This is a genomic window from Pseudomonas sp. K5002 (assembly GCF_013386655.1).
Taxonomy (GTDB): Bacteria; Pseudomonadota; Gammaproteobacteria; order Pseudomonadales; family Pseudomonadaceae; genus Aquipseudomonas.
Genome location: NZ_JACARK010000535.1, coordinates 1 through 12,369 on the forward strand (window position 1 = coordinate 1; position 12,369 = coordinate 12,369).

General features: G+C 61.1%; 12 protein-coding genes and 1 pseudogene. 3 read left to right on the top strand and 10 right to left on the bottom strand.

Features of this window, described 5'->3' with window-relative positions; all coding sequences use genetic code 11:
* From HX846_RS22735 to HX846_RS40450, 3 genes and pseudogenes are all read left to right on the top strand, one after another.
* The coding region (locus HX846_RS22735) for a Na+/H+ antiporter family protein (RefSeq protein WP_178966131.1) at positions 1-1,151 on the top strand (1,151 nt) is incomplete at its 5' end.
* Positions 1,152-1,221: 70 nt separating this feature from the next.
* Positions 1,222-2,043 (top strand): annotated as a pseudogene (locus tag HX846_RS40445) (cache domain-containing protein); the annotation flags it as partial.
* 102 nt (positions 2,044-2,145) lie between these two features.
* Positions 2,146-2,901 carry a methyl-accepting chemotaxis protein gene (locus HX846_RS40450; protein ID WP_371132964.1) on the top strand — a complete coding sequence of 252 codons (756 nt, stop codon included), beginning with the start codon at positions 2,146-2,148 and terminating at the stop codon, positions 2,899-2,901.
* A 59-nt stretch (positions 2,902-2,960) separates the two neighbouring features.
* On the opposite strand, the gene HX846_RS22745 is transcribed toward HX846_RS40450, so the two are convergent.
* The 10 genes from HX846_RS22745 to HX846_RS22790 form a co-directional block, all read right to left on the bottom strand.
* The gene (locus HX846_RS22745) at positions 2,961-3,275 is read right to left on the bottom strand and encodes a DNA-binding transcriptional regulator (RefSeq protein WP_003219555.1); all 315 of its coding nucleotides are present in this window, start codon (positions 3,273-3,275) and stop codon (positions 2,961-2,963) included.
* Positions 3,265-3,615 carry a toxin gene (locus HX846_RS22750; RefSeq protein WP_032899042.1) on the bottom strand — a complete coding sequence of 117 codons (351 nt, stop codon included), beginning with the start codon at positions 3,613-3,615 and terminating at the stop codon, positions 3,265-3,267. The genes HX846_RS22745 and HX846_RS22750 overlap by 11 nt, the downstream gene beginning before the upstream one ends.
* Positions 3,616-3,853: 238 nt before the next feature.
* Positions 3,854-5,317: an NADH-quinone oxidoreductase subunit NuoN gene (gene nuoN / locus HX846_RS22755; protein ID WP_003219557.1), complete on the bottom strand. Its 1,464-nt coding sequence runs from the start codon at positions 5,315-5,317 to the stop codon at positions 3,854-3,856.
* A gap of 7 nt (positions 5,318-5,324) precedes the next feature.
* Entirely contained in the window at positions 5,325-6,857 is a 1,533-nt protein-coding gene (gene nuoM, locus HX846_RS22760) for an NADH-quinone oxidoreductase subunit M (protein ID WP_003219558.1), read from the bottom strand.
* A gap of 49 nt (positions 6,858-6,906) precedes the next feature.
* Positions 6,907-8,760 carry an NADH-quinone oxidoreductase subunit L gene (gene nuoL, locus HX846_RS22765; protein WP_003219559.1) on the bottom strand — a complete coding sequence of 618 codons (1,854 nt, stop codon included), beginning with the start codon at positions 8,758-8,760 and terminating at the stop codon, positions 6,907-6,909.
* Positions 8,757-9,065 (bottom strand): NADH-quinone oxidoreductase subunit NuoK, encoded by a 309-nt coding sequence (gene nuoK, locus HX846_RS22770; RefSeq protein WP_003219560.1) that lies wholly within the window; start codon positions 9,063-9,065, stop codon positions 8,757-8,759. Before nuoK ends, nuoL begins: the two co-directional genes overlap by 4 nt.
* A 2-nt stretch (positions 9,066-9,067) precedes the next feature.
* Positions 9,068-9,571 (bottom strand): NADH-quinone oxidoreductase subunit J, encoded by a 504-nt coding sequence (nuoJ, locus tag HX846_RS22775; RefSeq protein ID WP_003219561.1) that lies wholly within the window; start codon positions 9,569-9,571, stop codon positions 9,068-9,070.
* A 9-nt stretch (positions 9,572-9,580) separates the two neighbouring features.
* Positions 9,581-10,129 carry an NADH-quinone oxidoreductase subunit NuoI gene (nuoI, locus tag HX846_RS22780; protein WP_003174725.1) on the bottom strand — a complete coding sequence of 183 codons (549 nt, stop codon included), beginning with the start codon at positions 10,127-10,129 and terminating at the stop codon, positions 9,581-9,583.
* A gap of 11 nt (positions 10,130-10,140) precedes the next feature.
* Entirely contained in the window at positions 10,141-11,148 is a 1,008-nt protein-coding gene (nuoH, locus tag HX846_RS22785; protein ID WP_003219563.1) for an NADH-quinone oxidoreductase subunit NuoH, read from the bottom strand.
* The coding region (locus HX846_RS22790) for a molybdopterin-dependent oxidoreductase (protein ID WP_178966133.1) at positions 11,145-12,369 on the bottom strand (1,225 nt) is incomplete at its 5' end. The genes nuoH and HX846_RS22790, both read right to left, overlap by 4 nt.

The following is a 12,369-nucleotide window of genomic DNA, read 5'->3' on the forward strand; positions in this document are numbered from 1 at the left end:
TGGCGTTGTCCTACGCGCTGCTCGGCGCGTTCGCCGTGGCGATTGCCAAATCAGGCCTGGCCCATGCGCTGGCCGATAAAGCCCTGCTGCTGGTGGATCGCCAGGAAGCCACGGGCGGCAGTCACGTCAAATGGCTGCTGATCGGTCTGCTCTGGGTGGTGGCCATCGCCTCGCAGAACATCCTGCCGATCCACATCGCGTTTATCCCGCTGCTGGTACCGCCGCTTTTATACGTGCTGACCAAACTGCAGCTGGACCGCCGTCTCATCGCCTGCGTCATGACCTTCGGCCTGATCACGCCCTACATGTTTCTGCCGGTGGGCTTCGGCAACATCTTCCTGAATCAGATCCTGCTGGCCAACGTGGCCAAGAGCGGTGTCGACATCAGCCAGGTCAACGTCACCCATGCCATGGGCCTACCGGCGCTGGGCATGGTGGTCGGTTTGCTGGTGGCGGTGTTTGTCAGCTACCGCAAGAAGCGTGTGTACGACCTGGAGAAGATCGAGCGAGTCGAGCAGGTGGCGGTGCACTACAACCCGCTGACCCTGCTGGTGGCCGGCCTGGCGATTGCGGCGGCGTTCATTATCCAGCTGTGGCTGGACTCGATGATCATTGGCGCCCTGGCCGGGTTCCTGATCTTTTCGGTGTCGGGCATCGTGCGCTGGCGCGACACCGATGACCTGTTCACCGAAGGCATGAAGATGATGGCGATGATCGGCTTCATCATGATCGCCTCGTCAGGCTTTGCCGAAGTGCTCAAGGCCACCGGTGAAGTGCAGACACTCGTGCAAGCCTCCGCGGCATTTATCGGCCATAGCCGCGGTGTGGGCGCGCTGCTGATGCTGCTGGTGGGCTTGCTGGTGACCATGGGCATCGGCTCGTCGTTTTCCACGGTGCCGATCCTGGCGGCGATCTTTGTGCCGCTGTGCGTGCAGCTGGGCTTCAGCCCGCTGGCGATCGTGTGCATCGTCGGCACGGCCGGGGCATTGGGTGATGCCGGCTCGCCTGCGTCGGACTCCACCCTGGGCCCGACTTCCGGTTTGAACATCGATGGCCAGCACCACCATATCTGGGACACCGTGGTGCCGACCTTCCTGCACTACAACATTCCGCTGCTGGCGTTTGGCTGGTTTGCCGCGATGACGCTCTGACGGGATTGTCCTACAGATTTATTGTAACTAGCCGTTAACCTCTTGAGTTGTCCCTCAAGAGAGAAGAGCCATGCGTCTGAGTCTAAAGGCCAAAGTACTGTCCCTTGCTGTCCTGCCCGTGTTGTTGTTTGCCGTGATCATCAGCCTGACCACGGTGTGGATCCTTCGGGAGCAGGCCCGCAACGAGGTCGAAGAAACCCGTCAGAACCTGCTCAACGACGCCAAGACCACCTTGCGCGGCTACGTCGAGGTGGCGATGACCACCATCAAGCCGCTGTACGACGCTGCCGCCCAAGGCGATACGGCCGCACGGACGCAAGTGGTCAAGCTGCTGTCCAACACCAGCTATGGCAAGGACGGTTATTTCTTCGGCTACGACTCCGAGACCATTCGCCTGTTCAAGGGCAACAGCCCGGACGGCGTCGGCAAAAGCTTCAAGGAAAACCGCGACCCGAACGGCGTCTACGTCAACCGCGACCTGGTGAAAGTCGGCAAGGACGGCACCCACTACCTGCAATACAGCTCGACGCAGCCCGGCCAGACCGAGTTGGTGCCCAAGCTTGGCTACACCGAATACTTGCCCAAGTGGGACATGGTGATCGGTACCTCGGTGAACCTGGACGGCATCGACGCCCAGGTTGCCGAGGTTCAGGCCAAGGTGGAGAAACGCATGGAAGGCGTGGTGCTGAGCATCATCGGCATTGCCGTGGTGGTGCTGTTGGTGATTGCCGCCGTGGGCATGCTGGTGGCCAATACCATCCTGCGGCCGTTGCACCTGATGAAGATCAACCTCGACGACATCGCCGCCGGTGAGGGTGACCTGACCCGCCGCCTGGCCATCACCAGCCAGGACGAGCTTGGCGAACTGGCAGGCTCTTTCAACCGCTTTGTCGACAAGATCCACAGCCTGGTACGCCAGATCACCGAGATGACCTCCCAGCTTACCGGCCTGGTGAGCCAGGTCGCCGAGCAAGCCAACCGCTCGGAAAAGGCCATGGAGCGCCAGCGTCACGAGACCGACCAGGTGGCTACCGCGATCAACGAAATGTCCTCCGCGGCCCATGAAGTGGCGCGCAGTGCCCAAGGCGCAGCCGTCGCTGCGCAGCAAACCGACGCCGAAGGCCAGGCCGCGAAAAAAGTCGTGGATGGCAGCATCGCGCAGATTCACGCGCTGGTGAACGACATCCGCAGCAGCGGCGTGTCCCTGGACAGCTTGCAGCAGGATGTGTCGTCGATTGTCAGCGTGCTTGGCGTGATCCGCTCGATTGCCGAACAGACCAACTTGCTCGCCCTCAACGCCGCCATTGAAGCCGCGCGGGCAGGGGAGGCCGGTCGTGGTTTTGCCGTGGTCGCCGACGAAGTACGGGCGTTGGCCAGCCGCACCCAGCAAAGCACCCAGGAGATCCAGGGCATGATCGACCGCCTGCAAAAAGGCACCGAAGCCGCCGTGGAGTCCATGCGCCGTTCCAGTGACGCCGGTGACGGCACATCGGCCCAGGCCAACGAAGCCGGAGCGTCCCTGGACACCATGGCGCAGCTGATCGGCACCATCAACTCGATGAACGCGCAGATCGCCAGCGCGGCGGAAGAACAAACCGCCGTGGCCGAAGAGATCAACCGCAGCGTGCATCAGATCGCGGTGGCGGTTGACAGCGTGGCCGATGAAACCCAACAGGGTGCCGAGACCTCTCGCAGCCTGGCGGACCTGGGGCAGCGGTTGGGTCAGTTGGTGGGGCAGTTCAGGATTTGATTGCAGGCTTGAGCCATCGGCAACGTCCCGTTGCCGACGGGCTTGGCTGGATTGATCGATCAGGTCAACAGCGCCAAACGTTCCACCGTCTCCGGAAACTTCGACACCAGCCGAATCAAGGTTGCCGCCTGAGCATTGGGTGTGGCCCGGCCTTGCTCCCAATTTTCCAGGGTCCGGGTGTTGGTGCGCAGGTACATCGCAAACACCGAGCGCGACAGATTGAGTTGTTGACGCACAGCGACTACTTCGTCGGCAGTGAGCGGTGCCAGCTTGCTCAACTGCACCTTGTGGCTGCGCAGCGTTACCTTGCCTTCTCGTTCATCTGCCAGCGCGTCGAAGCCTTCGACCAGTTCGGAAAAGATGTCACGTTTCATAAGATTTTCTCGCTTTGATTTCCCTGTCCAGCAGGTGTTTGAGCGCCGTTTTGTGTTGAGCGCTCAGGTCGTCCTGTTCGTGTTTGCCATAAAGGGTGAACAGCCAGAACTGCGTACCGCCCGACCACCAGTAATAGATGACTCGCAGGCCACCCCGTTTGCCCTTGTTGCGTCGCTCGTCGACAAAGCGCACCTTGCGTAACCCGCCGGTTCCCTCTATCACGTTGCCCGCTTGCGGGTTTCTCATCAACTCTTGTTGAAAGCCGTGAAATAACTCATCACTCAGATAATCCCTGCGGTGCCGCTCAAAGGCCGGCAATTCGATAAATAGAGCATCCATGTTCTGTACGTAGCCTGCGTATAGTTTGGTGGCCCATCTGCGGTGGGTCAAGTGACCCTGCTGTGGGATGTTTCCTAAAACGCAACCACGATACGAGCGACCCAGGCAGGGTGATGCCGGAAGGGGAGGCATCTCGACGAGGAAAATTCCCTTTGTGTGTCAGACAACAAATTAATACGCCAGAAACGCAAAACGGCGCCCGAAGGCGCCGTTTTGCTTGCTGCGTTTAACTAAGCGATCAACCCGCCATCACCGCATGCTGCACCAGGGTGAGCAACGGTTGTGGGTACACACCCAGGAAGAACGCCAGCAGGGCGATTGCCAGCAGCATCACGCCGCCTGCTTTCTGTTCCCAGTGCAACTCGGCGTCCACACGGCGCAGGTTTGGCTCGATCAGGTACAAGGTCACCATCACGCGCAGGTAGTAGAAAACGCCGATGGCGCTGCCCAGTACCAGGGAAGCAACCAACCACCATTCGTGCGCTTCAACACCGGTGGCCACGATGTAGAACTTGCCGATGAAGCCCGCAGTCAGCGGGATACCCGCCAGGGACAGCATCATCACGGTCAGTACGGCGGTCAGGTACGGACGGCGCCAGAACAGCCCGCGGTATTCGTACAGGGCGTCGGCGTCGCGGCCTTTGTAAGGCGAGGACATCAGCGTGATCACACCGAATGCACCCAGGCTTGTGATCACGTAGGTGACCAGGTACACGCCGATGGCTTCCATCGCCAGGCCCTTGCTCGCCACCAGGGCGATCAGCAGGTAACCGAAGTGCGCGATGGACGAATAACCCAGCAGACGCTTGAGGTTGTTCTGGGTCAGCGCCAGCAGGTTGCCGAACAGGATCGAAGCGATGGCGATGATGGTCAGCACGTTGCTGAGTACACCGGTGTTGGCCGCAGGGGAGATCTGGAACAGACGCACCATCACGGCAAACACGGCGACTTTCGACGCGGTAGCCAGGAAAGCAGCCACCGGCGCCGGGGCGCCTTCGTACACGTCCGGGGTCCACAGGTGGAACGGCACCAGCGACAGCTTGAACGCCAGGCCGATCAGCATCATGGCCAGGCCCAGTTGGGCGATTGGCGCTGGGCTGCCGGAGGCTGCCAGGGCGTGACCGATACCGCTGAAGCTCAGGCTGCCGGCTTCTGCGTAGAGCAGGGCCATACCGAACAACAGGAATGCCGAACCGGCAGCCGACAGCACCATGTACTTGATGCCGGCTTCCAGGGAGCGCTTGTTGAAGAAGGCATACGCTACCAGGCCGTAGACCGGGATCGACAGCAGTTCCAGGCCGATGAACAAGCCGGCCAGGTGCTGCGCGCTGACCAGCACGATACCACCGGCCGCAGCCAGCAGGATCAGCAGGTACAGCTCTTCGCGGTTGCCCGGGTAGCCGGTGCCGCCTTCGCCGAGGTAGGCGTGGGCAAGCGTGACGCAGGCCAGGGTAGCAACCAGGATCAACGCGATATACAGCAGCGCGAAGTCATCGACCATCATCAGCGGGGTCACGGCCAGTGGCGCGACCTTGAGTGCCGGGATAATCGACAGCAGGGCCAGGTTCAAGCCCGCACAGGACAGCAGGAACGTTTGCGAGTGATTGCGGCGCCAGGCGATCGCCAGCATCACCACCACGATGGTGAGGCTGGTGATCAGCAGCGGCGCAAGCGCGATAAAGTGTTGGATCGTGAATTCCATAGCGCTCTTACCGGGCCGAAGCGAGTTGAGAGAAGGCGGTGCCGAACCACTGCTGCACGCCATGCATCGTTGCGGCAGAAGTATCCAGGAACGGTTGCGGGTACACGCCGATAAACACCAGCAGTACCGCAAGGCCGAGCACCATGATCAGTTCGCGACCGTCCATGCCGTGCAACACGGTGTCGGACTTGGCCGGACCGAAGTATGCGCGGTGGATCATGATCAGCGAGTAGACCGAACCGAACACCAGGCCAGACGTAGCGATCGCACTGACCCACGGCGTATGCACGAAGGCACCCATCAGGATCAGGAACTCGCCGATGAAGTTACCAGTACCCGGCAAGCCCAGGGATGCGGCGGCGAAGAACAGGCTGATGGCCGGCAGGTAGGCGATACGTGACCACACGCCACCCATCTCGCGCATGTCACGAGTGTGCAGGCGCTCGTACAGTTGGCCGCTGAGGATAAACAGTGCCGCAGCCGACACACCGTGAGCCAGCATCTGGATCACTGCGCCTTGCAGCGCCAGTTGGCTGCCGGAGTAGATGCCGATCAGTACGAAGCCCATGTGGGAAACGGACGAGAAGGCAATCAGACGCTTGATGTCGGTTTGGGCGAAGGCCAGGAACGCACCGTAGAAGATCCCGATCAGACCGAGGGTCATGGCGATCGGCGCGAACTCGGCCGAGGCATTCGGGAACAACGGCAGGGCGAAACGCAGCAGGCCGTAGGCCGCCGTCTTCAACAGGATACCGGCCAGGTCGACGGAACCCGCAGTCGGCGCCTGGGCGTGAGCGTCAGGCAACCAGGAGTGGAACGGCACCACCGGCAGCTTCACCGCGAACGCGATGAAGAAGCCCAGCATCAGGATGTACTCGGTGGTCAGGGACATCTTGGTTTTCAACAGGTCGGCGTAGTTGAACGTGATCACGCCCGTGCTGTTGAAGTTGACCAGTACCAGGCCCAGGATCGCCACCAACATGATCAGGCCGGAAGCCTGGGTGAAGATGAAGAACTTGGTCGCCGCGTAGATCCGGGTTTTCTTGCCGTCCGAAGAACTGTGACCCCAGAGCGCGATGAGGAAGTACATCGGCACCAGCATCATTTCCCAGAAGAAGAAGAACATGAACAGGTCGAGGGCGAGGAACACGCCGACAACGCCGCCCAGGATCCACATCAGGTTCAGGTGGAAGAAGCCCACGTGACGCTGGATCTCTTTCCAGGAGCAGAGTACCGAGAGGATACCCAGCAGGCCGGTCAGCAGGATCATCAACAGCGACAGGCCGTCGAGGGCCAGGTGCACGTTGATGCCGAAGCGCTGGATCCACACGTGCTTGAATTCAAGCGCGAAGGTGGGATCGACACCCGGTGCCGGAGCAAATGAATAGTCACCGTGGGCCCACAGCCAGAGGCCGAGCGCGAGTTCCAGGGACATGGTCAGCAACGCAATCCAGCGGGGGAGGGTGGCGCCGAAGCGTTCACCCATCCAGCAGAGCAGGCCGCCGATAAAGGGGATCAGGATTAGCCAGGGCAGAATCATGACGGGCTCGTTTCCTTTCGCAAGTTCGCAAAGTTCGCAATGTGCATAGTCAGACCGCGACCACGATGATGGCGCCGATTACCAGGACGGCACCGGCCGCCATTGAAGCTGCATACCAGCGCAATTGGCCGGTCTCGCTGCGGCTCAGGGCGGTGTGACCGGCCTTGGCGGCACGCGGGATCAAACCGATGGTTTGGTCGAGCGGGTCTTTGCGCAGTACGTGGCTGATCGCAAGGTACGGCTTGACGAACAGTTTGTCGTAGATCCAGTCGAAGCCCCAGGCAGCGAACCACCAGGCCGAAAGGAAGCGGCCAATGCCACTGTTGGCGATGGCGGTGACGAAGCGGCGCTTGCCGAGGAACAGCAGGGCCGCCAGCAGGATACCCGCGATGGCGATGGCGCCCGAGGCGATTTCCAGGCTGTGCTTGGCTGCACCACCGGCATGGCCGGCACTTTCCGGCAGAACACCGGCCAGTGGCGGGGTGATCATGGCGCCGACGAAGGTCGACAGGATGATCAGCACCGACAGTGGCAGCCAGTGGGAAATGCCATGGCCTGCGTGGGCTTCAGTCTTGGCTTCACCGTGGAACGTGATGAAGATCAGGCGGAAGGTGTACAGCGAGGTCATGAACGCACCTACCAGGCCGGCGTACAGCAGGCCGTGGTTACCGCTGGCAAAGGCTTCCCAGAGGATTTCGTCTTTCGAGTAGAAACCTGCGGTCACCAGTGGCAGGGCCGACAAGGCCGCGCCGCCGACGATGAAGCTGGCGTAGGCCAACGGCAGTTTCTTCCACAGGCCGCCCATCTTGAAGATGTTCTGCTCGTGGTGGCAGGCAACGATCACCGCACCGGAAGCAAGGAACAGCAGGGCCTTGAAGAAGGCGTGGGTCATCAGGTGGAAGATCGCGCCGTCCCAGGCGCCAACGCCCAGGGCCAGGAACATGTAGCCGATCTGGCTCATGGTCGAGTAGGCGAGGATACGCTTGATGTCGGTCTGAACCAGGGCAGCAAAACCTGCCAGTACCAGGGTCACGCCACCCACCAGGCCCACCAGGTGCAGAATCTCCGGCGCCAGGGTGAACAGGCCGTGGGTACGGGCAATCAGGTAGACACCGGCGGTTACCATGGTCGCGGCGTGGATCAGTGCCGAAACCGGGGTAGGACCGGCCATCGCATCCGCCAGCCAGGTTTGCAGCGGCAGTTGCGCGGATTTACCGACAGCGCCACCCAGCAGCATCAGGGTAGCCAGGGTGATCCAGAAGTCGCCGACCTGGAATTTCTGCGGTGCCAGCACCAGCAGTTCCTGGATGTTCAGCGTGCCCACCTGTTGGAACAGGATGAACAGGCCGATGGCCATGAACACGTCGCCGATCCGGGTCACGATAAAGGCTTTGAGTGCGGCGTTACCGTTGTTGCGGTTGCTGTAGTAGAAACCGATCAACAGGTACGAGCACAGGCCCACGCCTTCCCAGCCGAAGTACAGGAACAACAGGTTATCGCCCAGCACCAGGAACAGCATGCTGGCGATAAACAGGTTGGTGTAGGCGAAGAAGCGCGAGTAACCCGCTTCACCGCGCATGTACCAGGACGCGAACAGGTGGATCAGGAAGCCCACACCCACCACCACGCCGAGCATGGTGATCGACAGGCCGTCGACGTAGAGGGCGAAGTTGGGCTTGAAGCCCTCCACCGACATCCACTGCCACAACACCAGGGTGTAGTGACCGCCTTCAGGCGGTGCGACGTTGAATTGCCAGATGACGTAGGCGGCCACAATTGCCGACAGGCCAATGGAACCCACACCGACCAGGGCCGAGAGGTTTTCCGACCAGCGTCCACGGGAGAACGACAGCAGCAGGAAACCGATCAGGGGAAATACGAAAGTCAGAAAGATCATGTTCATCCGCGCATCTCACTGGCAGCGTCGATATCAAGCGTGTGGAAGCGACGATACAGTTGCAGCAGGATCGCCAGGCCAATACTGGCCTCGGCGGCTGCCAGGCTGATCACCAGGATGAACATCACTTGTCCATCCGGCTGGCCCCAACGGCTACCGGCCACGATGAACGCGAGTGCCGCGGCGTTCATCATGATTTCCAGGCTCATCAACACGAACAGAATGTTGCGGCGAACCATCAGGCCGACCAGGCCAAGGCAGAACAGGATGCCGGCGACCGCCAGACCATGCTCCAAAGGGATAGCAGGCATCGTCATTGCTCCTTGGCTTCGTTGCGGCCCAAGTGGAAGGCGGTGATGGCTGCAGCGAGCAGCAGCATCGAAGCCAGTTCGACCACCAGCAGGTACGGGCCGAACAGGCTGATGCCCACGGCTTTCGCGTCTACGGTGGTGTGGCCGATGGCCTGGCCGCTCTGGTGAGCGAACAGCACATACAGCAGTTCACCCAGCAGCAGGGCTGCCAGGATCACCGGGCCGAGCCAGATGCCGGGCTTGAGCCAGACGCGTTCCTGGGCGACAGACGCCGGCCCCAGGTTGAGCATCATCACCACAAACACGAACAGCACCATGATGGCGCCGGCGTAGGCGATCACTTCCAGTACACCGGCGAACGGTGCGCCGAGGCTGAAGAAGGTCATGGCCACGGCGATCAGCGAAATGATCAGGTAGAGCAGGGCGTGCACGGGGTTAGTGTTGGTGATCACGCGAAGCGTGGACACCACTGCAATACCCGATGCGAAATAGAAAGCGAATTCCATCTTTCTTCCTTAAGGCAGCAAGCTCTTCACGTTGATCGGCTCGGCTTCGTTTTGTGCGGCGCCTTTCGGCTTACCGGCAACGGCCATACCTGCAACACGATAGAAGTTGTAATCAGGGTTTTTACCGGGACCAGAGATCAGCAGATCTTCTTTCTCGTACACCAGGTCCTGACGTTTGAACTCGGCCATCTCGAAATCCGGTGTCAGCTGGATCGCGGTGGTCGGGCAAGCTTCCTCGCAGAGGCCGCAGAAAATGCAGCGCGAGAAGTTGATGCGGAAGAAGTCCGGGTACCAGCGACCGTCTTCGGTTTCAGCTTTCTGCAGCGAGATGCAACCCACCGGGCACGCCACGGCGCACAGGTTGCAGGCCACGCAGCGCTCTTCGCCGTCGGGGTCGCGGGTCAGGACAATGCGGCCGCGATAACGCGGCGGCAGGTACACCGCTTCTTCCGGGTATTGCAGGGTGTCGCGTTTGCGAAAGCCGTGACCGAACACCATCACCAGGCTTCGCAACTGGGTACCGGTACCCTTAACGATGTCGCCAATATATTTGAACATGGGTCAAATCCTCACTGAACCGCGCCCGCTGGCGTGTTCAACAACACAACGGCAGCAGTCACCAGCAAATTGATCAGGGTCAGCGGCAGGCAGAATCGCCAGCTGAAATCCATCACCTGGTCATACCGTGGACGCGGGATGGAAGCGCGCAGCAGGATGAACAGCATGATGAAGAACGCGGTCTTCAGGAAGAACCAGAAGAACGCCAGCTGCGGCAGGATGCCGAACGGACCGTGCCAGCCGCCGAAGAACAGCGTGACCAGCAGGGCCGAGATCAAGATGATGCCGATGTATTCACCAACGAAAAACATGCCCCATTTCATGCCGGCGTATTCAATGTGGTAACCGTCGGCCAGTTCCTGTTCTGCTTCCGGCTGGTCGAACGGGTGACGGTGAGTCACGGCGACGCCAGCGATGAAGAACGTACAGAAGCCGAAGAACTGCGGAATGATGAACCACAGGTTCTGCGCCTGGTACTCGACGATGTCGCGCATGTTGAACGAGCCCACCTGCACCACGATGCCCATCAGCGCGAGGCCCATGAACACTTCGTAGGACACGGTCTGGGCCGAAGCCCGCAAGCTGCCCAGCAGGGCGAACTTGTTGTTGCTCGACCAACCGGCGAACAGCACCGCGTAGACCGACAGGCCGGCCATGGCGAAGAAGAACAGCAAGCCGATGTTCAGGTCCGCCACGCCCCAGGTCGGGGTGATCGGGATGATTGCGAAGGCAATCAGCAAGGCGCTCATGGCCACGACCGGTGCCAGGGTGAAGATCACCTTGTCGGCAAACGGCGGGGTCCAGTCTTCCTTGAAGAACATTTTCAGCATGTCGGCGGCGATCTGGAACATACCAAACGGGCCAACGCGGTTCGGACCGTAACGGTCCTGCCACCAGCCCAGCAGGCGACGTTCGACGAAGCTGAGCAGGGCGCCCGCCACGACCACGGCCAACAGGATCACGATGGCCTTGACCACCGCGATGATCACGTCGATCACTTCAGGGGTGAACCAGGTCATTGAGCTGCCTCCTGCAGACCGTCAACGGTAAGGCCGAAGATCGCCGGAGGAATCCCCGCGAGGCCTTTTGGCAATGCAACCAGGCCAGCACCCAACTCTTCGTCGATGCGCAGCGGCAGACGCAGGGTCTTGCCGGCGACGTTCACGCTGAGCAGGGCACCGTCGTTGACGCCCAGGCGGTCGGCTTCGGACTTGGCTACGGACACGTAGGCGGCTGGAATGCGCTCTTGTACCGGCGCGGCTTTGGAAGAAGTCTCTTCGCTGCCGAACAGGTGGAAGAACGGCACAACCTGCCAGGTACCCTGGGCCGGGTTGAACGGACGCGGAACGCTGGCGAACCAGTTCAGCGAGTCACCGATGCTTTCGATCAGGCGGGTGCCCGGGTCGCCGGCACGGATGTGGCCACCGACTTCGTCCTGGAACTTGTTCCAGGCCTGCGGCGAGTTCCAGCCCGGCGACCAGGCAAATGGCACCTGCTGACGTGGCTCGACCGAACCCGAGTAACCTTCCATGGAGAAGGCGAACGCGGTGTCGATGTCTTGTGGCGTACGTGGCTCATGCACGCTGATGTCAGCCCGCATGGCGGTACGGCCGGAGTAACGCAGCGGTTCACGGGCGAGTTTCATGCCCTTGATGCGGAACGAGGCAGACGGTGCAGCGTCGACGATGCGCGCCAGTTGCGGTGCGGCTGCGGCTGCAGCAGCAGTCACGTGGTCGAGCTGGGTCCAGTCGATCGGCTGGTTCAGCAGGGTGGCGCGCAGGGCATGCAGCCAGCGCCAGCCTTCGTGAACCAGGATACTGGCGTCCATGTACTTCGGATCGAACACCTGGAAGAAGCGCTGGGCGCGTCCTTCCTGGCTGACCAGGGTACCGTCGCCTTCAGCAAAGCTGGCGGCGGGCAGTACCAGGTGGGCACGGTCGCTGGTGGCGGTTTTCTGGTGGTCGGCAACGATCACCACTTTGGCCGCGTTCAGCGCTGCGTCGACCTTGGCCGAATCAGTGCGGGTGTACAGGTCATTTTCCAGTACCACGATCGCATCGGCGCTGCCGTCGGTCACGGCTTGCAGGGCGGCGTCCAGGGACTCGCCACCGAGCATGGCCAGGCCGAGGCTGTTGGCCTCTGGCACGATCAGGCTGATGGAACCGTTCTTCTCGCGCAGCTTCAAGGCTTTGGCGATGTTGGCCGCGGCTTCGATCAGCGCCTTGGAACCCAGCGAGGTG